22 protein-coding genes are annotated in these 26,984 nt (G+C 70.2%); 15 read left to right on the top strand and 7 right to left on the bottom strand.

Going from position 1 to position 26,984, the window contains the following annotated elements:
* Positions 1-11 precede the first annotated feature (11 nt).
* Together FHU35_RS12665 and FHU35_RS12660 are read right to left on the bottom strand one after the other, a co-directional pair.
* The gene (locus tag FHU35_RS12665; protein ID WP_145738860.1) at positions 12-1,148 is read right to left on the bottom strand and encodes an acyl-CoA dehydrogenase family protein; all 1,137 of its coding nucleotides are present in this window, start codon (positions 1,146-1,148) and stop codon (positions 12-14) included.
* Between the two features lie 67 nt (positions 1,149-1,215).
* Positions 1,216-2,223, bottom strand: a complete 1,008-nt coding sequence (locus FHU35_RS12660; RefSeq protein ID WP_145738857.1) for a 2-dehydropantoate 2-reductase — start codon at positions 2,221-2,223, stop codon at positions 1,216-1,218.
* Between the two features lie 298 nt (positions 2,224-2,521).
* Between FHU35_RS12660 and FHU35_RS12655 the strand changes: the two genes are divergently transcribed.
* The 5 genes from FHU35_RS12655 to FHU35_RS12635 all read left to right on the top strand — a co-directional run bounded on the left by FHU35_RS12655 (position 2,522) and on the right by FHU35_RS12635 (position 9,627).
* Positions 2,522-4,222 (top strand): thiamine pyrophosphate-binding protein, encoded by a 1,701-nt coding sequence (locus tag FHU35_RS12655; RefSeq protein WP_145738854.1) that lies wholly within the window; start codon positions 2,522-2,524, stop codon positions 4,220-4,222.
* Between the two features lie 13 nt (positions 4,223-4,235).
* Positions 4,236-5,462 carry a formyl-CoA transferase gene (gene frc, locus FHU35_RS12650; RefSeq protein WP_145738851.1) on the top strand — a complete coding sequence of 409 codons (1,227 nt, stop codon included), beginning with the start codon at positions 4,236-4,238 and terminating at the stop codon, positions 5,460-5,462.
* A gap of 1 nt (position 5,463) precedes the next feature.
* Positions 5,464-7,596, top strand: a complete 2,133-nt coding sequence (locus FHU35_RS12645) for an acetate--CoA ligase family protein (protein WP_145738850.1) — start codon at positions 5,464-5,466, stop codon at positions 7,594-7,596.
* Positions 7,597-7,808: 212 nt separating this feature from the next.
* Positions 7,809-9,215, top strand: coding sequence for an Nramp family divalent metal transporter (locus FHU35_RS12640; protein ID WP_145738848.1), 1,407 nt, complete (start codon positions 7,809-7,811; stop codon positions 9,213-9,215).
* 1 nt (position 9,216) lies between these two features.
* Complete coding sequence (locus FHU35_RS12635; protein ID WP_145738846.1) at positions 9,217-9,627, top strand: hypothetical protein; 411 nt, start codon at positions 9,217-9,219, stop codon at positions 9,625-9,627.
* A gap of 25 nt (positions 9,628-9,652) precedes the next feature.
* On the opposite strand, the gene FHU35_RS12630 is transcribed toward FHU35_RS12635, so the two are convergent.
* The gene (locus tag FHU35_RS12630) at positions 9,653-9,841 is read right to left on the bottom strand and encodes a hypothetical protein (RefSeq protein ID WP_145738843.1); all 189 of its coding nucleotides are present in this window, start codon (positions 9,839-9,841) and stop codon (positions 9,653-9,655) included.
* A 132-nt stretch (positions 9,842-9,973) separates the two neighbouring features.
* On the opposite strand from FHU35_RS12630, the gene FHU35_RS12625 reads away from it, so the two are divergent.
* From FHU35_RS12625 to FHU35_RS12610, 4 genes are all read left to right on the top strand, one after another.
* A complete protein-coding gene (locus FHU35_RS12625) occupies positions 9,974-11,275 on the top strand; it encodes an MFS transporter (protein ID WP_145738841.1) in 1,302 nt (433 codons plus the stop codon).
* Between the two features lie 81 nt (positions 11,276-11,356).
* The gene (locus FHU35_RS12620; protein ID WP_145738838.1) at positions 11,357-12,928 is read left to right on the top strand and encodes a phytoene desaturase family protein; all 1,572 of its coding nucleotides are present in this window, start codon (positions 11,357-11,359) and stop codon (positions 12,926-12,928) included.
* Between the two features lie 456 nt (positions 12,929-13,384).
* Positions 13,385-13,906 carry a lytic polysaccharide monooxygenase auxiliary activity family 9 protein gene (locus tag FHU35_RS12615; RefSeq protein ID WP_145738836.1) on the top strand — a complete coding sequence of 174 codons (522 nt, stop codon included), beginning with the start codon at positions 13,385-13,387 and terminating at the stop codon, positions 13,904-13,906.
* 134 nt (positions 13,907-14,040) lie between these two features.
* Positions 14,041-15,624 carry an alkaline phosphatase D family protein gene (locus FHU35_RS12610; protein WP_246110265.1) on the top strand — a complete coding sequence of 528 codons (1,584 nt, stop codon included), beginning with the start codon at positions 14,041-14,043 and terminating at the stop codon, positions 15,622-15,624.
* Positions 15,625-15,835: 211 nt separating this feature from the next.
* On the opposite strand, the gene ilvA is transcribed toward FHU35_RS12610, so the two are convergent.
* Together ilvA and FHU35_RS12600 are read right to left on the bottom strand one after the other, a co-directional pair.
* Positions 15,836-17,086 (bottom strand): threonine ammonia-lyase IlvA, encoded by a 1,251-nt coding sequence (ilvA, locus tag FHU35_RS12605; protein ID WP_145738834.1) that lies wholly within the window; start codon positions 17,084-17,086, stop codon positions 15,836-15,838.
* Between the two features lie 43 nt (positions 17,087-17,129).
* The gene (locus FHU35_RS12600) at positions 17,130-17,525 is read right to left on the bottom strand and encodes a DUF5313 family protein (RefSeq protein ID WP_145738832.1); all 396 of its coding nucleotides are present in this window, start codon (positions 17,523-17,525) and stop codon (positions 17,130-17,132) included.
* A 143-nt stretch (positions 17,526-17,668) separates the two neighbouring features.
* Between FHU35_RS12600 and FHU35_RS12595 the strand changes: the two genes are divergently transcribed.
* From FHU35_RS12595 to FHU35_RS12570, 6 genes are all read left to right on the top strand, one after another.
* A complete protein-coding gene (locus FHU35_RS12595; protein WP_145738830.1) occupies positions 17,669-18,964 on the top strand; it encodes a nickel pincer cofactor-dependent isomerase, group 22 in 1,296 nt (431 codons plus the stop codon).
* Positions 18,965-19,153: 189 nt separating this feature from the next.
* Positions 19,154-19,720 (top strand): GNAT family N-acetyltransferase, encoded by a 567-nt coding sequence (locus tag FHU35_RS12590; RefSeq protein ID WP_145738828.1) that lies wholly within the window; start codon positions 19,154-19,156, stop codon positions 19,718-19,720.
* A 258-nt stretch (positions 19,721-19,978) separates the two neighbouring features.
* On the top strand, positions 19,979-21,406 hold the full coding sequence (locus FHU35_RS12585) for an LCP family protein (RefSeq protein WP_145738827.1): 1,428 nt from the start codon (positions 19,979-19,981) through the stop codon (positions 21,404-21,406).
* Between the two features lie 288 nt (positions 21,407-21,694).
* Positions 21,695-22,390 (top strand): hypothetical protein, encoded by a 696-nt coding sequence (locus tag FHU35_RS12580; RefSeq protein WP_246110264.1) that lies wholly within the window; start codon positions 21,695-21,697, stop codon positions 22,388-22,390.
* Positions 22,391-22,401: 11 nt separating this feature from the next.
* Positions 22,402-22,965, top strand: coding sequence for a hypothetical protein (locus tag FHU35_RS12575; protein ID WP_145738825.1), 564 nt, complete (start codon positions 22,402-22,404; stop codon positions 22,963-22,965).
* Positions 22,965-24,929, top strand: a complete 1,965-nt coding sequence (locus tag FHU35_RS12570; protein WP_145738823.1) for a hypothetical protein — start codon at positions 22,965-22,967, stop codon at positions 24,927-24,929. The genes FHU35_RS12575 and FHU35_RS12570 overlap by 1 nt, the downstream gene beginning before the upstream one ends.
* A gap of 136 nt (positions 24,930-25,065) precedes the next feature.
* On the opposite strand, the gene FHU35_RS12565 is transcribed toward FHU35_RS12570, so the two are convergent.
* Together FHU35_RS12565 and FHU35_RS12560 are read right to left on the bottom strand one after the other, a co-directional pair.
* Positions 25,066-25,530 (bottom strand): CAP domain-containing protein, encoded by a 465-nt coding sequence (locus FHU35_RS12565; protein ID WP_145738821.1) that lies wholly within the window; start codon positions 25,528-25,530, stop codon positions 25,066-25,068.
* A 186-nt stretch (positions 25,531-25,716) separates the two neighbouring features.
* Positions 25,717-26,952, bottom strand: coding sequence for a cytochrome P450 (locus FHU35_RS12560; protein ID WP_145738819.1), 1,236 nt, complete (start codon positions 26,950-26,952; stop codon positions 25,717-25,719).
* Positions 26,953-26,984 lie beyond the last annotated feature (32 nt).

Here is a 26,984-nt window from a genome sequence, read left to right as displayed (position 1 = left end):
ACTCCGACTCATCACTCGCCCCAGGCCATCCCGCCGAGGACCGGCGCGCGGCAGGTGAGCTTCGCCAGCTGGTCGAACGCCGCTTCGGTCGGCAGCTGACCGTGGGTCGCCGCGTGGGCGTCGCGGAACCGGCGCTCGACCCCGTAATCCGCGCGGAAGGCGTACTGCCCGCACACCTTGATGCCGAGTTCCGCCACCCGCATGGCGTTCTCGCCGCTGAGCGCGCGGGCCTGCAGGAGGCGTTCGGGCCCTTCGCCGTGCCGGCCGTGGTGAACGGCGTCGGTGAGCACGAGCCTCGCGGTGTCCACCTTCGTCCTCATGCGAGCGAGGTCCGCCCGGACCTCGGGCCGCCGGGACGGCGGGTCCTGCCAGCGCGACCACGAGGGCTGCGGCCCGGTGACGCACTCGATGCTGCGGGCCAGCACGGCTTCCATCAGCCCGAGCGCCAGCGCCGCCTGCAGCGCGCACAGCCAGGGCAGGATCACCTCCAGCAGCGGCTGCGCTCCCCCGCCGTCTCCCGCGAGCACCGCGGACTCCGGGACGCGCACCGGGTCCGCGACGATGGTGGCGGTGGAACTGCCGCGCAGGCCCACCGCGTCGGCGACCTCGGGCACGCACAACCCGGGCGCCTCGGCGGGGACCAACCACAACGACATCCCGCCCCGATCACCCGCCGGTGGGCTCGACCAGAGGTAGCTGTCGGCTTCGCCCGCCGCGGTCACCCAGTTCTTGCGTGCCGAGAGCGCCACCACTCCCCCGGCTGCGTCCGCGCGCCCGGACGGGACCAGTCCGCGGTCCGGTTCGGCGAGCGCCAGCGCGCACAGGTGCTCCCCGGCGGCGATCGCGCGCAGCAGGTCCGCTCGGGCGTGCCGGGCCAGCACGGCGGTGGCCGCGTAGTGGGTGGCGAGCACCGCTGCGGTCGAGCCGCAGACGCGGGCGACCCGCGTGGTCGCCTCCACGGCTTCGCCGAGTCCGTGACCGGAACCGCCGTGGCAGGTCGGCAGGATCAGCCCCAGCGATCCGGCCCGGCCGAGCGCCTCGACGCTCTCGCGCGGGAAGCGCCCTCCGTCGTCGACTTCGCGGGCGCTCGGTTGCACGGTCGTGCGCACGACGCGGTCCAGCGCGTCGCGGTGGTTGCGGGCGGTCATCGCGACCACCACCCGGACCGGCCCGCCACGGGTGCGTGACGGACCGGCGACGTGCGGTCGAGCATGCTCACTCCCGTGAGATCGGCCCGGCGGTGGCGGTTTCGCGCGGTGCGACGCGCTGCCCGAGCAGGTCGCCCAGCGCGTTGACGGTCCGCAGCACCGGGGCTTCGGCGCCCACCAGGTCGGCCAGTTCGACGACCGCGGTGAGCATTGCCGCCAGTTCCAGCGGTTTTCCCCGCTCCAGGTCCTGCAGCGTGGAGGTCTTGTGCTCGCCGGTGCGCTCGGCCCCGGCCAGCCGCCGCTCGACGGCGATGTCGGGGTGGCAGCCGAGCGCAGCCGCGATCTCCAGCGATTCGCGCATCACCGTCGCCACCAGCTCCCGCACACCGGGGTGCCCGCACATCCCGGCGAGGGTCGCACCGGTCAGCGCGCTGATCGGGTTGAACGCGACGTTGCCCATCAGCTTGATCCAGACGTCGTTGCGGATGTCCTGCTCGACGGGGCATTTCAGGCCACCGGCGGTCATGGCCTTGCTGAACTCGCGGCACCGCCGGGAGTCGCTGCCGTCGGGTTCACCGAGGGAGAAGCGGGTGCCTTCCCTGTGCCGCACCACTCCGGGGGCGTCGAGCTCGGTGGCGGCGTAGACCACGCAGCCGAGGGCGCGGCGTGGCGGCAGGACGGCGCTGACGGCGCCGCCGGGATCGACGGCGTCGATGCGGTGCCCTTCGAATGGACCGCGCAGTCCGTGGAAGTACCACCACGGAATTCCGTTCTGCGCGGCGATGATCGTGGTGTCCTCCTTCAGCAGGGGGTGGACGAGCGGCCCGCACTCGGCGTAGGAATAGGCCTTCAGACCGAGGACGACGTGGTCCACCGGACCGATCTCGGCCGGATCGTCGGTGGCGCGCGGTGCGACCCGGAAGTCCCCGCGCGGACTGAGCACCTGAACTCCGCCGGCGCGCAGCGCGTTCAGGTTGTTCCCGCGAGCCAGCAGGCTCACCTCCGCGCCCGCCCTGTGCAGGCAGGCGCCCACATAAGCGCCGATGGCACCGGCGCCGACAACAGCGACTCTCACGATGGATCTCCGCTCTGGTCGTGCGGCCAGACGCGGGTGTCGGTGCATTCAGTATACAGTATGGCTCCAGTCCGGCAAGATTCAGCGCCTCTCCCCTGCTCTCGCCTGACCACCTCACCGCAGCTCTGAACAGGCATAACATCCCGCCGAGAATCCACTTCGGACAGATCGAAGTCGCTGCCGCCGCCCGTCTCCGGCTATGGACACCCGCGATTCGCTGCGGTATCCCTGTTAGGAACCTCATACGGTATGCAGTATGGAGACGACCGCAGCCGCGCCTTTCAAAGGGGATGAGCGCATGGCCCAGACGGCACCCGACAACGCAGGCGAACCCGATCAGATCTCCGGCGGCCACCTCGTCGCCAAGGCGCTCAAAGCCGAAGGCGTGGACACGATCTTCACGCTCTGCGGAGGCCACATCATCGACATCTACGACGGATGCGTCGACGAGGGCATCGACGTCATCGACGTGCGCCACGAGCAGGTCGCCGCGCACGCCGCCGACGGCTACTCCCGCATCACCGGCAAGCCCGGCTGCGCCGTGGTCACCGCCGGACCCGGCACCACGGACGCGGTCACGGGCGTGGCCAACGCCTTCCGCGCCGAGAGCCCGATGCTGCTCATCGGCGGCCAGGGCGCACTGTCACAGCACAAGATGGGGTCGCTGCAGGACCTCCCGCACGTGGACATGATGAACCCGATCACCAAGTTCGCCGCCACGGTCCCGCACACCGAACGCGCCGCGGACATGGTGTCGATGGCCTTCCGCGAGTGCTTCCACGGCTCCCCCGGCCCGTCGTTCCTGGAGATCCCGCGCGACGTGCTCGACGCCAAGGTCCCGGTGGACCGGGCGAGAATCCCGCAGGCGGGCGGTTACCGGGCCACCACCCGCTCGGCAGGTGACCCCGACGCCGTGCAGAAGCTGGCCGATCTGCTGGTCGAGGCCGAGAAGCCGTGCATCCTGCTGGGAAGCCAGACCTGGACCTGCCGCGCGACGGACTCGGCGGTCAAGCTCGTGCGCGAGCTGAACCTGCCCGCCTTCTGCAACGGCGCCGGCCGGGGCACGCTCCCGCCCGGGGACCCCCTGCACTTCCAGCTCGCCCGCCGCCACGCGTTCTCCGAGGCCGACCTGATCATCATCCTGGGCACGCCGTTCGACTTCCGGATGGGCTACGGCAAGCGCCTGTCCCCCGACGCGACGGTGGTGCAGATCGACCTGGACTACCGCACCGTCGGCCGCAACCGCGACGTCGACCTGGGCATCGTCGGCGACGCCGACGCGGTGCTCACCGCGCTGTCGCAGGCCGCCTCCGGGCGCGACGACAACGGCGCCGCCGGCCGCCGGGCGTGGGTGCAGGAGCTGCGCGAGGTGGAGAACGCCGCGCTGCAGAAGCGGCTCGGCCGCCAGCACTCCGACTCCTCCCCCATCGATCCCTACCGGCTCGTGCACGAGATCAACGAGTTCCTCACCGAGGACTCCATCTACATCGGCGACGGCGGCGACATCGTCACCTTCTCCGGCCAGGTCATCCAGCCCAAGGCGCCCGGCCACTGGATGGACCCCGGGCCGCTGGGCACCCTCGGCGTCGGCGTGCCCTTCGCGATGGCCGCCAAGAAGGCCTGCCCCGACAAGGAAGTCGTGTGCCTGTTCGGCGACGGCGCGTTCAGCCTCACCGGGTGGGACTTCGAGACGATGGTGCGCTTCGACCTGCCGTTCGTCGGCATCGTCGGCAACAACTCCTCGATGAACCAGATCCGCTACGGCCAGATCGCCAAGTACGGCGAGGACCGCGGCCGCGTCGGCAACACCCTCGGCGACATCCCCTACAGCCGGTTCGCCCAGATGCTCGGGGGATACGGCGAAGAGGTCCGCGACCCCGCCGAGATCGCTCCGGCGCTGCGCCGCGCTCGCGAGTCCGGCAAGCCGTCGCTGATCAACGTCTGGGTGGATCCCGAGGTCTACGCCCCCGGGACCATGAACCAAACCATGTACAAGTGAGGGGTTTCCAGTCATGAGCGCATTGGAAGGCGTGCGAATCCTGGACATGACCCACGTGCAGTCCGGGCCGTCGGCGACGCAGATCCTGGCCTGGCTCGGGGCCGACGTGGTGAAGCTGGAGGCCCCGACCGGCGACATCACCCGCAAGCAGCTGCGCGACGTCGACGACGCCGACAGCCTCTACTTCACGATGCTCAACTGCAACAAGCGCAGCATCACGCTGAACATGAAGTCCGATGCGGGCAAGGAGATCTTCACCCGGCTCGTGGCGGAATCCGACGTGCTGGTGGAGAACTTCGGGCCCGGGACGGTCGACCGGATGGGCTTCACGTGGGAGAAGCTGCGGGAGATCAACCCGAAGCTGATCTACGCCTCCATCAAAGGATTCGGCGACGGGCCCTACACGCACTTCAAGGCATACGAGGTCGTCGCCCAGGCGATGGGCGGGTCGATGTCCACGACCGGCTCGGAGGACGGGCCGCCGATGGCCACCGGCGCGCAGATCGGTGATTCCGGAACCGGGATCCACACCGTGGCGGGCATCCTCGCCGCGCTCCTGCAGCGCGAGCGCACCGGGGAGGGCCAGCGGGTGTCGGTGGCCATGCAGCACGCGGTGCTCAACCTGTGCCGGGTGAAGCTGCGCGACCAGCAGCGGCTGGCGCACGGACCGCTGCGCGAGTACCCCAACGGCGACTTCGGCGACGAGGTCCCGCGTTCGGGCAACGCCTCTGGCGGCGGTCAGCCCGGCTGGGCGGTGCGCTGCAAACCGGGCGGCCCCAACGACTACATCTACGTGATCGTCCAGCCCCAGGGATGGGCACCGATCGCGAACCTGATCGGCCGGCCGGAACTGACCGAGGACCCGGACTGGGCCACTCCCGAAGCGCGTCTGTCCAAGCTGGACAAGATGTTCGGCCTGATCGAGGAGTGGTCGCTCGGTCACGACAAGTGGACGGTGCTGGCGGCGCTCAACGAGCACAACGTTCCGTGCGGTCCGATCCTGTCGACCAAGGAGATCATCGAGGACTCCTCGCTCGCCGACAACGACATGATCGTCAGCGTCGATCACCCCGATCGCGGCGAGTTCAAGACGGTCGGCTGCCCCATCAAGCTCTCCGACTCCCCCGTGCACGTCCAGCGCTCCCCCCTGCTCGGCGAGCACACGGCCGAGGTCTTCCGGGATCAGCTGGGCATCGACGAGTCCGAACTGGCCGAGCTCAAGGCGAACGGAGTGATCTGAAGTGGCATACGACGGTGCCCGAGTGCGCGAGGTGCTCGACGCGGTGCGGTCCGAGGGTCGGACCGCGCTGACCGCGCCGGAGGCCAAGCTGCTGTGCGACGCCTACGGCATCCCCACGGCCGGGGAAGGCCTGGCCACCAGCCCGGACGAGGCGGTGGCGCTCGCCGCCGAGTTCGGCGGACCGGTGGCGTTGAAGATCGTCTCACCGGACATCCTGCACAAGACCGACGCCGGTTGCGTGCTGATCGACGTCAGCGGCGAGCAGGACGTGCGAGCCGGCTACCAGCGCATCCTCTCCAACGCCCACGCCCACGTGGAGAACCCCGCGATCTCCGGGGTGCAGGTGCAGCAGATGGTCAGCGGCCAGGAGGTGATCGTCGGGGCCACCACCGATCCCACCTTCGGCAAGGTCGTCGCCTTCGGGCTCGGCGGGGTGCTGGTCGAAGTCCTCAAGGACGTCACCTTCCGATTGGCGCCGCTGAGCTCCGACGAGGCTGCGGCGATGCTCGACGACATCGCCGCGGCCGAGGTGCTGCGCGGTGCTCGTGGTGCCGAACCGGTGGACGCCCGGGCGCTCGCGGAGGTGCTGCGCCGGGTGTCGGAGCTGGTCGACGACTTCCCCGAGATCTCCGAACTGGACCTCAACCCGGTCTTCGCGACGCCGTCGGGCGCCACGGCTGCCGACGTGCGGATCGTGCTCCAGACCGAGGAACCGGTGGCAGCGCCGCAGCGCTCGACGGAGGAGATCCTGGAATCGATGCGGCGGCTGATGATGCCCGGCAGCGTCGCGGTCATCGGTGCGTCCAACGAGGACGGCAAGATCGGCAATTCGGTGATGAAGAACCTCATCAACGGCGGGTACTCGGGCGAGATCCACCCGATCAACCCCAAGTCCGACGAGATCATGGGGCGCAAAGCCTTCGCCAGCATCACCGATGTTCCGGGGCCGGTGGACGTCGCGGTGTTCGCGGTTCCCGCGAAGTTCGTGTCCTCGGCGCTGCGGGAGTGCGGCGCGAAGGGAGTCGCGGCGGCGGTCCTGATCCCGTCCGGGTTCGCCGAGACCGGCAACCACGAGCTGCAGGAGGAGGTCGTGGCGGTCGCCCGCGAGCACGGGATCCGGCTGCTGGGACCCAACATCTACGGCTACTACTACACCCCGCAGAACCTGTGCGCGACGTTCTGCACACCCTACGACGTGCGCGGCGGCGTGGCGTTGACCTCGCAGAGCGGCGGCATCGGGATGGCCATCCTCGGCTTCTCCCGCACCACGAAGATGGGCGTGTCGGCGATCGTCGGGCTGGGCAACAAGTCCGATGTGGACGAGGACGACCTGCTGACGTTCTTCGAGCACGACGACAACACCAACGTCGTGGCCATGCACCTGGAGGATCTCAAGGACGGGCGGGCGTTCGTGCGGGCCGCCAAGAGCATCACCCAGAAGAAGCCCGTGGTGGTGCTCAAGGCCGGCCGCACCGACATGGGCGCGCGGGCGGCGAGCTCGCACACGGGAGCGCTGGCGGGCAACGACAAGGTCTACGACGACGTGCTGCGCCAGGCGGGCGTGGTGCGGGCGCCCGGTCTCAACGAGATGCTGGAGTACGCGCGGGGTTTGCCGGTCCTGCCGACCCCGCAGGGCGAGAACGTCGTCATCATCACCGGCGCCGGCGGCTCCGGCGTGCTGCTGTCGGACGCGTGCGTGGCCAACGGGCTGAGCCTGATGGACATCCCGCCGGACCTCGACGAGGAGTTCCGGCGCTACATCCCGCCGTTCGGCGCGGCGGGCAACCCGGTCGACATCACCGGCGGTGAGCCGCCGAGCACCTACGAGGCCACCCTCCGGCTCGGGTTGCGGGACCCGCGGATCCACTCGCTGATCCTGGGGTACTGGCACACCATCGTCACCCCGCCGATGGTGTTCGCCGAACTGGCGTCCCGCGTGGCCGAGGAGGCCCGCGAGAAAGGGATCGACAAGCCCATCGTGGTCTCGCTGGCAGGCGACACGGAGGTCGAGAAGGCCGCGGACTACCTCTTCGACCACGGCATCGTCGCCTTCCCCTACACCACCGAAAAGCCCGTGGAGGTCCTCGCGGCCAAGTACCGGTGGGCCAGAGCAGCGGGAAAGCTCGACGGATGAAGGCGCAACACCCCGCCGCCGTCACGCGAGCGACGTAGCCGCTTCCTCACCCACCCCACCAGAGCAACTCACACCGCCGAACAGAGCTCCCGAGGAAAATCCCGAGGACAAGGAGGTCCGATGTGGATGCTGATCAGGCGCCTGGGAGGGACGATCAAGAACCGGTATTAGAAGCGGACGGCAGGGTCTGGCCGGCGGGTGGGCTGGAGCCCATGCCCATCCGCAAGCTTCCCGACGCACCGCCGTCCATCCACCTGCTGGGCCCCACCGTGTTCCTCGTGGCACTCGGTGTGGGCATGGGCGAGTCCTACATGTGGCCGAGGCTCGTGCTGATCTTCGGGCCGGAGATCCGCTGGCTGTTCCTGATCGGGGTCACGCTGCAGGCCGTGGTCATGCTCGAAATGGCGCGCTACGCGATGGCCACCGGGGAGAGCATCTTCTCGGGTGCGGCGCGCGTGGCGAAACCGTTCATGTGGTTCTTCTTCATCACCGCGATGGCCGTCTACATCTGGCCCGGCCACCTCTCGGCCGGCGCGGCGGCGCTGGAGCAGATCACCGGAATACCCTGGTACGTCTCGGGTTGCGCGGGCCTGCTGCTGGTCGGGGTCATCTTCACGATGGCCAAGGTGATCTACAGCCTGCTGGAGAACGTGCTGTCGATCCTGATCGGCCTGCTGGTGGTCGGCACCGCTGTCATCGCCTCGCTGGTGGGCAACCTGCAGGACCTCACGAGCACGATCGCGGGCATGTTCCACTTCGGGTACTTCCCGGAGGCCGCGATGTCGCCGGAGTGGTTCCCGGTCGTGGTGGGCGCGATCGCCTTCGCCGGACCCTCGGGCATGCAGCAGATGTGGTACACGCTGCACCTGCGCGATTCCGGCGCCGGCATGGGCGCGCACATCCCGCGCATCCGCGGCCTCCGGCACGCGGGCGAGGAGGAGGTCATGCCCTCGCGCGGGTTCATGTTCGACACCGACGACCCGGCCGAGATGGCCAAGTGGAAGGGCTGGCGGCGGTGGGTCACCTTCGACGCGCTGCTGCTGTTCTGGGGCGTGACGATGCTGGTGACGATCTCCTTCACCGTGCTCGCCCAGTCGGCCTCGCGGGAGAACCCCGACGTGAAGTCGCTGATCGAGACCGGTGAGCGGGAGGCAGCGCTGTCGGCGATGGCCGACGCGTTCTCCTCGGCGGGTTCTCCCGTGCTGGGCACGGTCTTCCTCGGTTTCATCGCCTTGATCGGGCTCAACGCGACGCTGGGCCTGTTCGACTCGTTCTCCCGGGGCCAGGCCGACATGACCTACCACTTCGTGCCGGGTGCCAAGCGGTTCGGCATGTCGCGCCTCTACGCCGCGTTCCTGTGGGGCGTGATCCTGTTCGGGATCCTGATCCTGCTGTTCGGGCCGGCAGATGGCCCGAGCGCGATCCTGGACGTCCTCGCGTTCCTGTCCACGTTCGCGATGGGCGCCTACTGCGTGGTGCTGCTGCTGGTGAACAACCGGATGCTGCCCAAGCCGATCCGCCCGCGGTGGTGGAGCAACCTGATCATCGGGGCGGGCGCGGTGTTCTACCTCGGCATGCTGTTCTACAGCCTCGTGCGTTTCGGCGTGGTCGTGAGCTGACATGACCGAGTCGACGAGGATCACCGCACCGGGGTTGGTCATCGGCACCGTGGCCGGAGCGTTCGCGGCGCTGTTCACGCTGGTCGCCGGCGCACCGCCGGCGTGGGCCGTGACGGGCGGTCTCATGCTGGCGGTGCCGCTGGCGGTGTTCGGCGCCGGCTGCAGCGCGCTGCGCTTGCGCGGCGTGTTCCGCGGCGGGGCGTTCGCCCCCATCGCGCTGTACTGGTTGATCGCGTTCCCGATGGCACGCCTGGTGCAGGACGTGGGGACCAGGGTGGTGGTCGGCGACAGCTTCTCCCTGCCGCCGCAGCCCGTGTCGTTCCTGGTCTACCAAGCGCTCATCAGCGTCGGGTTCGCGATCGGGTTCGTGTGGGTGCAGGAGAGGCTGGTCCGGGGTGGTGCCGGGACGTGAGCGCACCGGTCACCACCACCGGCGATCAGCCGCGCGCGTCGGCGAGCCGCCGCTCGTCGTCGCGCGCCGGCTCCGGCCGCGCACCGCCGCGGTCACCCTGCTGCCGAGCCGATCGGGTGGCGGCGGACGTGGCCAGTCCCAGCACTCGCCCGTCCGCCGCGAATCCGCGCGGCATGCGTTCGAGATGACGCAGGATGGCTCCGATGATCCGCATGAGCCCTCACCTCCTCCCGTCCTCACTCCTTGCATACAGTATGCCGATCTCCTGTCCGGTTCGCGAAGTCCTTGTGAGCAGCGACACCCGTGACCGGGACCGATCAGACCAGCTGAGCGGACGGTGAATCCCATGCCCGAGCAGTGGGCGATGATCGGGCTCCACACGCCGAAGCTGGAGGCGCGCGACCACCACGGCCGCCGCTACCGGATCGGAGAACGGCCGCACGAGCTCACCGGCCTGCCCCGGGCGGCGATGCTGTGGGCGTGCTGGTTGCCGATGCTGCTGGTCGGGACCATGCAGTACGCCTTCGGAGCCGCGATCCCGGGACTGCTCGCCGCCGGGCACGACCTGGCGAACCTGTGCTGGACGCTGGCCGCGTGGACGGTGCTGCAGGCGGGCGCCGGACTCCCCTGCGCTCACCTGCGCCAGCACGACCGGAAAGGCCCCAAGAGCCTGCTGGTCATCGGCGGAACGCTCTGCGCGGCCGGAGTTCTCAGCCTCGCCCACGGGATGACCGCCGGGTACGCGGTGCTCGGCGGCACCGGTGCCGGGCTGGTCTACGCCGTCTGCGCCTCCACCACCGAGAAGTGGTTCCCGGACAACGCCGCGGCCCGGGTCGGCCTGGTCACCGGCGCGTTCGCCTACGGCTCCACCCCGTTCGTCGTCGCCCTCACCCTCGCTCCCGAGCACGTGGAAACCGGGTTGGCCGCCTTCAGCCCGGCGCTGCTGATCGCCGTCGCCGGATGCGCCCTGGTCGTCAGCGACCCACCGCGCGACTGGTGGCCCGCGCACGTCGACCACCGGCAATGGGCGCGGTCGAACCCACCTGCCGCGCGGGAGTTCTCAGCCGCCGAGGCCGTGCGGACACCGGCGCTTCCCGTCCTGGCGGCGTGCTTGTTCTGCGCGGCCGCGGTCTCGCTGTTCGACGCGGCGTTCCTGGCGCTGCTGGCCGCACCGGTGTCCCCGGTGGCCGCGATCGCGCTGTTCGTGGCCACCAACGGCGCAGGTCGCGCGGTGGCTTTGCCGGTGGCCACGCGCCTCGGACGGCGCCGCACCCTGCGCTGGGTGATGACGATCCAGGCCGCGGGCCAGGTGCTGCTGCTCATCGGCGTCGACAACGCCTCCGCCGGGTGGGTGCTGGCGGGCGCGACGGTCGCGGGTGCCGGCGGTGGCGCGTTCTACCCGCTGTTCGCCGCGCTCGCGCGGGAGTGCTTCGGGCAACGCCGCAGCATCGAGGTGCACGGGGTGGTCTACAGCGCGAAGGCGATCAGCGGCGTGGTGGGCATCGGGCTCGGCTGGACCGCGCTGTTCGCGTGGGGTGCCCCGGTCGCGCTGACGCTCGCCGCGGTGCTGTCCTTGGGATCCGCGGTGCTGGCCGGACTGGTGCAACGCCCCGGGTTCCCGAAAACCCTTCCCAGCGCCGCACCTTGATCGGTCTAGGATCAAGTGCCATGATCCTCCTCGGTCGGATGGGGACGATCACGGCCCCCGGCCTCGGGGAAGGGCGGCCTGATGAGCACCGAAATCGAGGTCATCGTCGTCGGATCCGGCGTCAACGGCATGGTCGCCGCCGCCGAGCTGGCCAGGCGAGGCCGATCGGTCCTGCTGCTGGAGCGCAACGACCAGCTGGGCGGCTTCATCGCGTCCGATCAGCGCACGGTGCCCGGCTACGTCCACGACACCTACTCCTCGTGGCACTCGTTGTTCCTGACCGGCCCGGCCTACGCCTCCCTCGGCCCGCTGCTGCACGAGCACGGGCTGGTCTACCGCAACACCGAGTCCTGGGCCGCGGCGAGCGTCGCCGACGACGGCCGGGTGACCACGAGCCACCGCGACCCGGCCACGACGGTGGAGGCCTTCGAGCACGACATCGACCGCCACGACTACCTGTCCATGCTGGACGCCGCGGGCGAGAACCTCGCCGCCATCGACGGTGTCCTCGGCGGCGCGCCCTGGTCCAGGCTGCGGCACGCCGCGAAGCTGCTCAACGCCGGCGGTGTGCGCGACCCGGACGGCTGGTTGCGACAACTCGCCACCAGCGGCCGCGCCCTGCACCGCCGATTCCGCGGCCCGGAGGTCGACCACCTCTACGCGCCCTGGCTGCTGCACGCCGGGCTGGGGCCTGATCACGCCTCCGGCGGACTGATGACCGGCCTGCTCGCCGCGGGGCTGCACGGGGCCGGCTTGCCCGTGGTGGAGGGCGGCGCGGGCAACTTCGTGACCGCGTTCGCCCGACTTCTCGATGCCCTGGGCGTGCAGGTGCGCACCGGCACCGAGGTCGAGCGGATCCTCGTCGACCACGGCCGCGCGATCGGGGTCGTCGCCGGTGAACGCGTCTTCCACGCCCGGCGGGGCGTGCTGGCCTCGGTGGCGCCCTCGGTGCTCTACGGCCGGCTGCTGCCGCCCAGCGCCGTCGCGCCGAACCTGGTGCGGCAGGCCGAGCGGTTCCGCTACGGCCGGGCCGCGATGCAGATCCACGTCGCGCTGTCCGGCCCGCTGAAGTGGCGCGACGAGCGGTTGGGGAACTTCCCGATCGTCCACCTCACCGACGGCTCGGCGAGCACCGGCATCGCCTGCGCGGAGGCCGAGGCCGGTCTCCTGCCGCGCCGGCCCACCGTGGTGGTGGGCAGCCAGTACCTGATCGACGAGACGCGGGTCCCCCGCGGCGCGGCGTCGCTGTGGCTGCAGCTCCAGGAGCTTCCGCACCACCCGGTCGGCGACTCGGCCGGAGAGCTCGACACCAGCCAGGGCTGGACCCGGGAACTCGCCGAGGGCTACGCGCGACGGGTGTTCGACCGGCTCAACGCGCACGCCCCCGGCCTGCACGACCAGGTGTGCGGGGTGGACATCATCACCCCTCCCGAGCTCACCGCGCACAACCCCAACGCCGCCGAGGGCGACCCCTACGGCGGGAGCACCGAACTCGACCAGAACTACCTCTGGCGACCCGTTCCGGCGACGGGAAGCAGCACCCCGCCGATCCCCGGCCTCTGGCACATCGGTGCCTCGACCCACCCGGGCCCGGGAATGGGCGGCGGTTCCGGGTACGCGGCGGCGAATGCCGTCCTCAAGCGGATTCGCTGACCCACCGTCGTCGCATCATCTCGCACTGGCCACCCCTCTTTCACGAAAGTGGCCGCGACGGATCACAACTCGTTCACAGTCCCGTTTCGACGATCTTGATGGGCAGCGGAAACCCGCTCTGCCCGGCGGCTTTTCGTCCTCCGGAAGCGCCAAAATCGATCACCGCGTAGATCATTTCGTGTCATCCGCCAAGAAAAACGGTAAATCGGCTGGGAATTTTCGGGGCAAACGACAAAAACCGTTGTTGCCTCAGGTCAGAAGACCACGACCCGGATTTCGCCGCTGATTCGCGGTACATTCGTCCTTGACTGGGCGTGTAGTCCGCTTTATGGTCCAGACCACTGAGAAATTCAGCGAATCCCTTTCCCCGCAGGAATTCTCGAACAGCGTCCCGTTCCGCGGAGACTGCTGTTCGGAATCGATTCACCCTGCGGGGACTCCCCCGAAGGAGCTGACATGCCCAACCGCAAGATCTCCGCAGCCATGGTCGGCGCCGCCGTCGCGCCGTTCCTGATCGCGATCCCCGCCGGGACCGCCAGCGCCCACGGGTACGTCGAAGCGCCGCCGAGCCGACAGGCCCAGTGCGCCGCAGGCACCGTGCAGTGCGGCTCGATCACCTGGGAGCCCCAGAGCGTCGAAGGCCCGAAGGGCCTGAAGAGCTGCAGCGGCGGCAACGAGAGCTACGCCGAGCTCGACGACGACTCCAAGGGCTGGGCCGCCACCCCGGTCGGCAACCAGGCCACGTTCAACTGGAAGCTGACCGCCGCGCACAAGACCACCACCTGGGAGTACTACGTCGGCGACAAGCTGGTCGGCTCGTTCGACCAGGGCGGTGAGCAGCCGCCGCAGCAGCTCTCGCACGACGTCGACCTGTCGGGCTTCAGCGGCCCGCAGAAGGTGCTCGCGGTGTGGAACGTCGCCGACACCGCCAACGCCTTCTACGCCTGCATCGACGTCAACGTCGGCGCTGCCAAGTAGGTCATCACCGACGACGCGCCCGCACGTCGTCACCGGCGGGCCCGGTCCCCGAGCACCGGGCCCGCCACCCGCAGACCACTGTGGACACCACCGGCCGAGTTTCCCCGGCCCGGCCGGTGGTGTATCCAGGACCGGTGACCGAGTTGGTGCTGGGCCCGCTGCTGCGCTACGTCGACCGGAGCCGAGCCACGGTGTGGGTGGAGACCGAAAACCCCTGCACCGTGCAGGTGCTCGACACCACCGAGCACACCTTCCAGGTCGGCGGTCACCACTACGCGCTGCTCACCGTGCACCTCAGCGGCCCGACGCCCTACCAGGTCCGGCTCGACGACCGCGTCGTCTGGCCCGAGGCCGACGCCTCCCCCAGCATCATCCGCCCGATCACCAGCCCGGACCGGCTCACCGCGCTGTTCGGCTCCTGCCACTTCGACCGGCCGGCCGAGGGCCGCGACCGGCACGGCCCCGACGCGCTGACCGCCACCGCCGCCCGCCTCGCCGGGACACCGGAGAACGAGCGGCCGGACCTGCTGGCCCTGCTCGGCGACCAGGTCTACGCGGACCAGCCCACTCCGCAGGTGCGTCGCGAACTCGCCGAACACCGCGACCTCCGCCGGCCTCCCGGCGAGGAGATCGCGAACTTCGAGGAGTACGCGCTGCTCTACCGGCGCGCCTGGCAGGACCCACCGGTGCGGTGGCTGCTGTCGACGCTGCCGACCATGATGATCTTCGATGACCACGACGTGCGCGACGACTGGAACACCTCGCGCGCCTGGCGCACCGCGATGTCCGGCGAAGCGTGGTGGCGCGAACGCCTACTGGGCGGGCTCATCGCCTACTGGATCTACCAGCACATCGGCAACCTCGACCCGGACGACCTCGCCGCCGACCCCGTGTACCGCGAAGTCCTCGAGGTCGGCAGGCACGGCGACGCCCTCCCGGTGCTGCGCGACATGGCGGCCCGCGCCGACCGCGAGCGGGACGGCGAGAAGGGGGTCCGCTGGAGCTACGCACGCGACCTCGGCGGTGTGCGACTGGTCGTGCTCGACACCCGATGCGGCCGCATCCTGGAAACCGGTGACCGAGCCATGCTCTCGGACGGCGAGTTCGCCTGGCTGCGAGAGGTCGCGGCCGCCGACCGCGCACACCTGGTGCTGGCGTCATCGCTGCCGTGGCTGCTGCCGCACGCCGTGCACCACCTGCAGTCGTGGAACGAGCGAGCCTGCTCCGGACCGCACGCGGACCGAGCGGAGAAGCTCCGCCAGGCAGGCGATCTCGAGCACTGGGCGGCGTTCCGCGACTCCTTCGACCGGCTCGCCCAGCTCATCGGCGACCGCGCGGCACGTCCCGACGCGCCCGCGACGATCAGCGTGCTCTCCGGGGACGTCCACCACAGCTACTTCGCCGAGGCCGACTACCCGCGCCCGCTGAACTCCCGCGTCACCCAGCTGACCTGCTCACCGCTGCACAACCAGGCGCCCACGTACCTGCGCGCCCCGCTGCGCGCCGCCTGGTCGCGCACCCCGGCCCGCCTGCTGGACCGGCTGTCGCACCGTGCCGGAGTCGCACCGCTGCCGCTGAACTGGCGCCGGACCGACGGGCCGTTCTTCGGCAACGCCATCGCCGAGCTGGAGTTCCACGGCCCCCGCGCCCAGGTGACCCTCTGGGAAGCGACCACCGACGACACCCTCGAGAAATCCTGCGTCCGCCAACTCACCTGACGCCCGATCAGGCCGAGCGCATGCCGCTGGCGGTGATGCGCTGGTGGGCAGGTCCCAGTTTTAGTCCAAACTGAGCCGACATTTCGGACATGATCATGGCTCGGTTTGGACTAAAACTGGGACCTGCGGAAGGCACAGGCGCACGGAGTCCAGGCCGGGGGTGAGGTTCCGCCACACGCACCGCCGAGCGGCGCGATACCGCGATGCCCGGTCAGACCAGGAAGGAGAACAGCGGGGAGCCCGGTGAGACCTGCTCGATCTGGAGCGGCGATTCCTTCATCCGCGTCAGCAGGTCGTCCAGGTCGTCGGCCTTGTCGAGTTCGATCCCGACCAGCGCCGGACCGGTCTCGCGGTTGTTCTTCTTGACGTACTCGAAGGCGACGATGTCCTGCCCCTCGACGAGCACGTCGTCGAGGAAGTGCCGCAGCGCGCCCGGCTCCTGCGAGAAGGTGACCAGGAAGTAGTGCCGCAACCCCTCGTGCAGCAGGGACCGCTCCACCACCTCGCCGTAGCGGCTCAGATCGTTGTTGCCCCCGGACACCACGCACACCACCGGACCGCGCGGCGGCCGCTCGAGCATCCGGGACGCCGCGCTGGCCAGCGCACCCGCGGGCTCGGCGATGATGCCCTCGGTCTGGTAGAGCTCGATCATCTCGGTGCAGACCGCGCCCTCGGGAACCGCCACCAGCTCGTCGACCAGCTCGCGAGCCACCTCGTAGCCGAGATCGCCGACCCGGCCCACAGCGGCGCCGTCCACGAAGGTGTCCACCGCCGGCAGCTTCACCGGCGCGCCTTCGTCGAAGGCCGCGCGCATGCTCGCGGCACCGGCGGGCTCAGCACCCACGACCCGCGTCTCCGGGAAGTGCTCCTTGAGCCACAGCACGATGCCGGCCACCAGACCGCCACCGCCGACGGGCACGATCACGGTGTCGATGGGGCCGTCGTGCTGCTCGGCGATCTCCAAGCCGACGGTCCCCTGCCCCGCGATCGTGCGCGGGTCGTCGAACGGGTGCACGTAGACCGCGCCGGTGCGCTCGGCGTCCTCCTTGGACGCGGCGCTGGCCTCGTCGAACGAGGAACCCACGATCACCGGCTCGACCCACTCGCCGCCGATGATCGCGATCCGCTTGCGCTTCTGACGAGGCGTGTTCCCCGGCAGGTACACCCGGCCCTTGATCTGCAGCTCCCGGCAGGCGAAGGCCAAGCCCTGCGCGTGGTTGCCCGCGCTGGCGCACACGACACCGCGCTCGCGCTCGTCGGCGTTGAGCCCGGAGATCAGGTTGTAGGCGCCTCGAACCTTGTAGGAGCGGCAGACCTGGAGGTCCTCGCGCTTGAGGCGGACCGGTACGCCGAGCTCCGCGCTCAGGCGGCCGCTGGACTCCAGCGGCGTGCGCCGGACCACCTGTCGCAAGCGGGTGCCGGCCCGGAAGATCGCTGCGGGATTGAGCTCAACGGACACCAGGAGATGGTAAAGCCGCTGGTGAATCCCTCGGCGCTCGGGTGGCTCAGCTCTCAGGCGTGTCCTGCCGCCACACCGCCCGGTACCGCTCGGCCGCCGCGGCGTCCCGCTGCCTGCGCACCGCGGACCCGTGGCCCGGCGGGAACCCGTACTTGGTGAGCCTGCTGTCCACGCTGTCGACCGAACTGGTCAGCACGATCCGGGCGACCACCAGCAGCCCCAGCAGCAACGCCCCTGCGGCGATCGGCCACGCCCCACCCAGGAAGCCGAGCCCGAGGAACAGCACCAGCCCGATCGGCGCGATCTGCAGCAGTCCGCGGATCAGCACCCGCAGCACCCAGGTCCGGCAGGTCGCGTCGTGCAGGACCCAGTCGCGGTACCGATCGGGCAGCGTGCCGCCGAACTGGTAGCGCAGCCACCGCACGGGACCGGGACGAATCATGCCCTCACGATAAGGCCGCGACCAGAGGTCGTGACCGGCCACCGCCACCCGCCCGTCGGTGAACAGGCCGTTGAGTGGTGAACGTTCCCGTTCGAAGTGCCAAGGTGAGGCAGAACCCCTGGTCGCGGCGCGCGGAGAAGAACATGTTCAACGTAGAGAAGGTCCGGCTGGCCGGCACGGACGTCGAGCTGCCCCCGATGCTGCCCATCGAGCAGCGGTTCGCCGCCGAGTCGGTGGACGACCTGGAAGGCTCCCTCCGCTCGCAGGTCGCCGAGCACGATCGTTCCCACCCGATCAGCGGCAAGCGCATCGCCGTGACGGTCGGCAGCAGGGGCATCGCCCAGCTGGACCGGATCGTGATCGCCCTCGTCGGGGCGCTGGCCGAGCACGGCGCGAAGCCGTTCGTGGTGCCCGCGATGGGCAGCCACGGCGGAGGCACCGCCGAGGGCCAGCGCCAGGTGCTCGCCGAGTACGGGGTCACCGAGGACAGCGTCGGCGCACCGGTGATCTCGTCGATGGAGACGGTGGTGATCACCGAGCTCCACGACGGCACCCCGGTGCACTTCGACGCCGAGGCCGCCCAAGCCGACAGCGTGGTCGTGCTCGGAAGGGTGAAGCCGCACACCGATTTCCGCGGCAGCCACGAGAGCGGCCTGGCGAAGATGATCGCCATCGGGCTGGGCAAGCACAAGGGCGCTGCGACGCTGCACCGCCACGGGTTCGAGAAGTTCGACACCTTGATCCCCGACGCCGCGAGGGCAGCGCTGGAGGTGATGTCCTTCGAGTTCGCCGTGGCGGTGGTGGAGAACGCGTACGAGGACGTCGCCCGGCTGGAGCTCGTGACGCCCGAGCGGATCCTGGACCGCGAGGCGGAACTCCTCGCGGAGGCCAAGTCGTTGATGCCGAAGCTGCTGATGTCCGACATCGACGTGCTGGTGGTCGACGAGATCGGCAAGGACATCAGCGGGGCGGGGATGGATCCGAACATCACCGGCCGGGCGCCGGTCAACGCCGACAAGTTCCACGCGACACCGGTGAAGCGGATCGTGGTCCTGGGCTTGACCGAGCACACCAACGGCAACGCCTGCGGGCTGGGACTGGCCGACCTGACCACTCAGAGCTGCGTGGACCAGATCGAGTTCGGCTCGTTCTACACCAACTCGCTGACCTCGGGCGTTCCCGACGGCGCGCGAATCCCGATGGCGCTGGCCAACGACCGGGACGCGCTCCTGGCAGCGCTGCACCTCACCCGCGGGCCTCACGAACGCCCGGCGAAGGTGGTGCGCATCCGCAACACCCTCTCGATGCCGCAGGTGGAGGTGTCGGAGGCCTACGCGCAGGAGGTCTCCGAGCACCCGGACATGCGGGCTCTGGGCGAAGCGCGCCCCTGGGAGTTCGACGCCGACGGTCGCCTGCCGAAGCTGCCGCCAGTGCACTGACCGGGGCCTTCATCACGTCTCGGCCGGGGTCCGCGCGCACCGGTTCTGATTAATTTCGATCCACACTGAAGCCACAGTGTTAAATAAGAATTGGATACCGCGTTCCTCGGGCGGATAGAATTCGCGAAGGCTCTCCCACAGCACGGGGCCCCGCGGGCGCCGCCGGCCCCCGGAAGGCGAGGGAAGACGATGGACCTCCCGCTGGCCACCGACCGGCTCCTGGTCCGGGACTGGACCACCGACGACGCCGACGTGCAGGCGGCGCTGGACCTCTACGGCCGTCCCGAGGTCACCGAATGGCTGACACCGGTGATCTCCAACGTCGCCGACCTGGCCGCGATGCGCGCCGTCGTGCACTCCTGGACCGAGTCGCAGCCCAACCTCGTCCCGCCGACCGGCCGCTTCGCGATGCAGCACCGCCAGAATTCGCAGGTGGTGGGCGGGCTGGTGCTGCGGACGCTCCCGCCCTACGACCACGACCTCGAGCTGACCTGGCAGCTGCGTCCCGAGGAATGGGGGAACGGCTACGCCACCGAGGCGGCGATCGCCCTGCTGCACTGGGCGTTCACCTTCGACATCGACGAGATCTTCGCGCTCACCCGACCGGACAACACCCGCGCGATCGCCACGTCCCAGCGCATCGGGATGGACTGGGTCGGTGAGACGACCAAGTACTACGAGACCTCGCTGCAGGTCTACCGCGTCAGGCAGAGCGATCTGCCGGAATTCGCGAGTCGTGGCAAAACCGAAGATTGACCAGGCAAGATCACGTACCGTGGTGAAATCGACCGCTATCGGGTGATCACAACAGGCCCGGTTGGCGGTTCCGGGATGTAATCCTTGAGTAGTCGCTCGAGCGCCGAACCAAGGGGCGCACCCGACGGAGGAACCTTGCCAACGCCACCCGCCAGGAATCCGGTCCCGCCGCGGCGCCCCAGGGGGCGACCGCCTGTCGGACCGCTCCCGCCGCGCCGGCGCAGCAAACCCCTCGGGCCCCGGGCCGTCGCCACCATCATGTCCCTGGTGATCCTGCTGGTCACCGGGTACGGCTGGAGCAACTACCGGCACCTGCTCAACGGTCTCGCCACCAGCGACGTCGCCGAAGGCGGCGGAGCCGACGGCGCGATCGACATCCTGCTCGTCGGAATGGACAGCCGCACCGACGCCCACGGCAACCCGCTGCCCGAGGACGTGCTGCGCGAACTGCACGCCGGGTCCAACGAGGCGGCGTTGACCGACACGGTGATCATGCTGCACATCCCCAACGACGGGACCAGCGCGGTCGGCTTCTCCTTCCCCCGGGACTCCTACGTCTCGATCCCCGGACAGGGCAACCACAAGATCAACTCGGCGTACGGGCGCGGCAAGGGGACCGAGATCCTCAGCCAGCAGAAGAGCGGCGTGTCCGACCCGGCGGCGCTGGACCGGGCGGGCAACGAAGCAGGCCGCAAGACGTTGCTGCGCACCGTGGAGAACCTCACCGGGTCCTCCATCGACCACTACGCCGAGGTCAACCTGCTGGGCTTCGCCAAGATCACCGAGGCCGTCGGCGGTGTGCCGGTGTGCCTGAACTCCGCGACCAGCGACTCGTTCTCGGGCGCGGACTTCCAGGCCGGTCAGCAGACGATCGCGGGGCCGGACGCGCTGGCCTTCGTCCGGCAGCGCCACGGCCTGCCGCGCGGTGACCTGGACCGAGTGGTGCGCCAACAGGCGTTCCTGGCCGGCCTCGCGCAGACCGCCCTGTCCGGCGGAGTGCTGGCGAACCCGGCCAAGCTTCGAGAACTGATCAATTCGGTGCAGGACTCCGTCGTGCTGGACCTGGGCGACGACTCCGACGTGCTGTCGTTCGCCGAAAGGCTGCGCGGGCTCGCGGGCGGCGCGATCAAGTTCAACACCATCCCGATCGAAGACGCCGCCTACGACACGCCCGATGGCGAGGCCCTCAAGGTCAACCCGAGCGACGTCAAGGCCGCCGTGCGCTCCGCGACGCTCCCACCCGGGGCCGCGGGCTCGCCGACTCCGGAACCTCCGCCGACCTCGAACGCCGAGGAGCCGGTGTCGGCCCGCGTCGACGTCCTCAACGGCACCCGCACCTCCGGGCTGGCCTCCAGGGTCCAGGACCAGCTCAGCGCCGAAGGGCTCGAGGTCGGCACCGTCGGCAACACCAGCAAGCGCAGCTCCTCGGTGATCCGCTACGGACCGGGCGGAGAAGCAGCCGCGCAGGAGGTGGCCTCCCAGCTGGGCGGAATGCAGACGGAATCCAACACGTCGCTGTCCTCCGGACGCGTCCAGGTGATCATCGGCTCGGACTACGACCCGCCGGTCGGCCCGCGCTTCGCCCCCGGTGGCGCGCTGGCCCTGGACGGGACCGCGCGGCAGCAGGGCTCCGAGGCCCCGGCGCAGAACCCGATCAGCGCGGCTGGAATCCCCTGCGTGAACTGAGCGACCCGCACCTCCGCCGGGAACGTGCGCGATCCGACCGCGGACTCGCGTGCGGGAGCTGGGAATCGCTTGCGCCGCCCAGTGGGTCCCGATAGCGTGCACGCACGGGTCGTGGCCGCTGCGTCACGCCGTTGCGCCGATCGGATGTCGAAACCGTTGGCCCCTGGGCCATTCGGGTTGTGCGGCGGCAGGTCGGCTAGCCGGAGCACCGAGTGGTTCCGAAGATGACACTTCGCATTGGCTCGCAGTACAGCTGAACCATCCCCCCGGACCGCACGCTCGTTCAACGTGCGCAACGTTGAGGGTTTCCAGCCAGACCACCAGGTCGGCACGCCCGCGACCAGCCGGGAGCAGGACGCGGTTCGGTTGTTGCTGCTGATCGACGGTGCCGCCGAACCCCTGCCCTCCCCCGCCCCGGAACCCGCGCTGGCCGAAGCGGTCGGCGTGCTCACCGGCCAGACCAGGTTGCAGAAGCTCGACTTCTGGCTCCGCAGCCCGGATTTCCTCGCCGACGAACTGCTCAACGAGTACGAGCGGACGGCGGAGGGCGAACTGCTGGAGCTCGCAGGCAGGATCCTCGACTCCGAAGAACCCGAAGTCCGCCGCTACCCGATGCTCCGCCACCACTTCGGCGCCTACGAACCGCTCGACGACGCGCTCGCGGTGCTGCGCAGCGCCGGTCTGATCGTGCGGCGCCGTCGCGGCCGGGTGGGCCACACCCGGCGCCACGACTACTTCCTGCTCGCGCGAGGCAGGCGGGTGGCTCGCACGATCATCGCCCGGGCCCCGACCTTCCGCTACTACGTCGACCGGGTGCGGTTGGTGCTCGACCTCGCCGACGGGCGCGGTGGCAACCAGCTCCGCGACCGCCAATACCTCCAGGCCGAATACGCGAGCACCCGTCGCGGTGCACCGATCGCCACCATCACCGAGCGAGTCCGCGACCGGTTGGCACGACTGCGGGCAGAACCGGCCGTGGCGTAGGAGGTGGGATGATGAGCACCGGGACTTCACCGATGCACGAACGGATCTCGGCGGTCACCGGCGTCGCCGCCCGCGCGGTTGCCGGATTGCTGGCATCGGGCGGGAATTCCCCCCACCCGGAGGTGCGGCGCCGCATCACCGAGGCCGAGCACGAGTGGCAGCGACGCGAACAGGTCCACCGGTTGGCCAGGAACCGCCGCCAGGCCGACGAGCGCTCGCTCAACGACATCGCGGAGAACGGGGTCGCGCAGGTGTTGTTCCACGGCCTGGAACCGCATTCCTGTCCGCGCTGCGACACCCCGATCTCCGAACGGCGGCGCCGCGAGGAACGCGAGCGCCACCGGTGCGCGGTGTGCACCAGCGATCTGTCGACCGCCGCGCCGGCAGCCGACAAGCCGGAGATCTCCGCGCGACTGCGGCTGGCCGCGAGCGAGGCGGCCGAGACCGCGGCGCTGGCCGGGTTGCGCAGCGCCGAGGTCGTCCTGGCCGAGCTGATCGCCGAGCTCGCCGAACCGCCCCGACCCCGACGGGGAGACGACTGGAGCGGTTCCCCCACCTCGGACGGGCGCCGGTGATGTCGCGGCGACCGCCGGGAGCGGTCGCGGCCGGACCGCTCGCGCCGGTCCTGGCCAAAGCCCTGACCGGCGCTGCGGTCCGCGACCCCGACGGAAGGCGAGCCGAGCTCACCGAGTTCATCGACGGCCTGCCGGAGCAGCGCAGCCTGCTGGCACTGGCAGCGACCGTCGACGAACTCCTAGCCTGGCCGCCGGTGGTCGAGGCCCACGGCGGGCAGCTGCACCACGCGCTGCTGCGCCATCTCGACCCTCTCGTCGACAGCCACCCGCTGCTCGCCGCGAGCCGCCTGGAAGGTGCCCTGCGGCTGGCGATCGCCGATGCGGTGTCGCCGTTCACCGTGCTGGGCCGGCTCACCGCTTTCGCTCCGGGGAGACCAGAGGAGTTCACCGAGGCGCTGCCCCGCCTCCTGGGAGCGGCGATGGACCGGTGGGCAGGTGAACCGTCGATCACCGCACCGCTGCGGGACGCCCTCGACCGGTTGCGGCACGAGGACTCCGCAGCGGTCGACGCGGCCTTCGAGCTGGGCTGCGACGACCTCCGGACCGCCTTGACCGCGACCGAGATGACCACCGTGCTCCGGGCGCTGAGCGCGGCCCGGTCCCGATTCGCCACGGTCGATTCCGCCGAGCAGGCGCGGCACGACGCACGCGCCCACGCGGCCGCGTGCGACGCGGTCCTGGCGTTCGCCGCGCAGCACCGGAGCAGGCTGGCGGACGCGGCGGATCGGCTCACCGCGGCGCTGGACCAGCGTTCGGCCTGGTTGCACGGCACTCACCGATCGCCGTGGTCGCGCCCGCGGCACGCGGCCGAGCACGCGTGGCGGCGGCTCGTCCTGCTGCTGCGCGCCGCAGCGGATCGACTGGCGGAGACGATCTGGATGGACGTCTGGGAAGCGCTCGGGGCCGTGCTCGACACCTACACCCAGGTGCGGTCCCTGCAACCGCTCCCCGGTGCGCGGAACGCCCCGGGGCTCGCCGTCGTGATCGAACCGACCATCGAGAACGCGATCGTGCGCAGCCAGAGCCGGCTCGCCGCGCTGCGCCGGACCGTCGTGGAGGCTTCGGCTGCGCAGAACCCGCGGTTGCCGCCCCGGACCGCGCAACTGCTGCTGGACCGCATCGAGCGCACCGGAACCGGCCGTCGGCCCGATCCTCCGCAGCCCTGGACCCCGTCCGAGGCCGATTCCGAGGCCGATTCCGAGGCCTCGGTCTCGCGCGCCCACCGACTCGCACCCGCGCTGGTGCGGGTACTCGGCGAGCGCCACGCCTCCGGGCTGACCGCGGAGTTGTGCGACGACGATCTGCTGCTGCTGGACGGGGTGGTGCACAACAGCGAGATATCCCGCTCCCGCACCGCGCACCCGGTCCTCGATCCACTGCTGGAGACCCTGCTGGAACAGCTCGCCGAATCGCCCGAGTTCACCGGCGATGTCCGGGCCACGTTCGGGCTGCTGCTGGAGCAGACGCTGCGATTCCTGCTCAGCCGCGCCGATCTGACCACGGCGACCTGGGGGCGGAAGGACGGCGACTACCGGCGCGCGCTGGGCAAGGGCGGCCGCCGCCCGCGCGAGTCGGACCTGCAGCGCGACTACCACCAGTGGTTGGCCACCGGGCAGCTCGGCGGCCTGGTGTCCGTTGAGGCCAACGACGTGGCGATGGGCCGAGCCGACGTCACCACCACGTTCGGTTCGGTTCGCTACGTCACCGAGGTCAAGCGCGAGCTGCGCGACTCCTCCCGCAGCGGCATCGAGGCCGCGCACCTGGCGCAGGCCGCCGAGTACGGCTGTGCGAACGTCCCGTTCGGGCAGCTGCTGGTTCTGGACCTGACCGCGCACGCGCGCGGGACTCCTCGCGTCGACGAACGCGTCTGGCTGGCCAGGCACCCGGCACCGCGCGGCGGAGCGGACCGGCTCGTGATCGTCGGCGTGGTCACGGGCAACCGCGAAACGCCGCACGAGCTGTGAGCGCTCTGCACCGGTACGAGCCCAGCAGCTCCACGAGAACCGCCCGCCCGCTGTTGATCTCGATCACGCCGCTGTCCTGAATGGACCTCGTGGCCGGGAGGGAAGCACCGACGCCGCCCGGTGCAGGTGATCGACGTCAGCGCCCGAAGTCCTGGGTCCAGTAGTGGCCGTTGTACTCGACGCCCACACCGATCGTGCGCAACGAGCAGTCCATGATGTTCTTGCGGTGGCCGCGGGACTTCATCCAGTCCCCGACCACCTGGTCGGCGCTGGTGTGGCCGCGGGCGATGTTCTCAGCACCGGGCGAGGCGTAGCCGGCGTCGCGCAGCCGATCCCCGAACGTGACACCTTCGGGGGTGGTGTGGCTGAAGTAGCCGCGCGAGGCCATGTCCGCGCTGTGCGCGGTAGCCGCCTTGGTCAGCCGGCCGTCGACCGTGAGCGGGGCGCAGCCCGCCTCGGCCCGAGCCTCGTTCACCAGGGACACGACCTGATCTTGAGCCGGGGGTTTCGGATCGGCCGCCATGGACACCGCAGCGGTGCTCATCCCGCCACCGATCAGCAGCACGCCGGCCACTACGCAGAGCGTCGTCTTCGGGGTCATGGTCCGAAAAGTACGGCAGCTCTCACGACCGCGTTCTGATCAAAAACGTTGCAGCGGCGGGACTTCACACCATCTCGCTACCCCACTCGCACGACCCGGACAGCACCGGGAGAGGCCGCCACCACTTCGTGCGCCCGCGCCCTCAGTGTCCTGCCACCCGCACCTCGTCCGCCACTCTGCGCCGGCTCATCGGATGCGGTAGCGCAGCGGCAGGTGCTTGAGGCCGCCGACGAACGTGGTGGAGCTCCACTGCGGCTCTCCCGCCGCTTCGGCCCAGTCGAGCCGGGGCAGCAGCTCGGCGAAGAACGCCCGCGCCTCCATCCTCGCCAGGGTCGCGCCGAGGCAGACGTGAGCGCCGAAGCCGAACGACAGGTGCCGATTCGGGTCACGTCCGACGTCGAACCGGAACGGATCGTCGAACACCGCCTCGTCGCGGTTCGCCGACGGGTAGCACAGCAGCAGCGACTCCCCCGCGCCGATGCGCTTGCCGCCCAGCTCGCAGTCGGTCGTGGCGGTCCGCATGAACTCCTTGACCGGGGTGACCCAGCGGATCATCTCCTCCACGGCCGTGGGGATCAGCTCCGGATCTCGTCGCAGCCGCTCCCTCTCCTCCGGGTGCGCCACGAGCGCGTGCAGACCACCGGCGATGGTAGAGCTGGTGGTGTCGTGGCCGGCGGTCGCGATGATGACGTAGTGCGAGGCGGTGTCGAGGTCCGACAGGTGCTCCCCGTCGATGCGCGCGTTGGCGATCGTCGACGCCAGGTCACCGGTCGGGTTGGCTCGGCGGTCCGCGGTGATCTGCTTGAAGTAGTCGAAGAAGTCGAGCAGGACTTGCATCAGCTCCTCCGGTGACCGGCCGCGCTGCAGCTCCTCGTCGTCGATGCCGAACAGCTCCTGCGTCAGCTGCAAGATCCGGGGGAAGTCCGATTCGGGCAGCCCCAGCAGCGACAAGATCACGTAGAGCGGGTAGTCGACCGTCACCTCCCGGACGAAGTCGCACTCGCCGCCCAGGTCGGCCATCTTGTCCACGTAGCGCTTGGCGAGTCTGCGGATGTCCACGTCGAGCTCGCGCAACGCGCGGGGCCGGAACCAGTCGGCCACCACCGACCGCATCCGCTTGTGCTCCGGATCGTCGATGTGCACGAGCGTCCGGAGCATCTGCCCGTTCTCGGCGGTGTGCCGGTCCTGCTCGGCCTTCACCAGGATCGGGCGCGGTTCGTTGATGAACTTCTCGTTCTGCCGCTCCACCTCGAGGAGATCGGAGTGCCGGGTCACCGCCCAGAACGGGTTGAAGTCCGGCCGCGGGTCGACCCAGTGGACCGGGTCCTGCTCGCGCAGCACCCGCAGCGCGGTGTGCAACCGATCCTCGTCGGCGTAGGCGTCCGGATCGGCCAGCGTCAGCCCGGCGTCGTCGATGTTCACGTGAGAGTTCCCCCTGCGCACGTCATCCCCCC

The sequence above is a fragment of the Saccharopolyspora dendranthemae genome (genome assembly GCF_007829955.1).
GTDB classification, from domain to species: Bacteria; Actinomycetota; Actinomycetes; order Mycobacteriales; family Pseudonocardiaceae; genus Saccharopolyspora; species Saccharopolyspora dendranthemae.
This window is presented reverse-complemented; position numbering and strand designations above follow the sequence as displayed.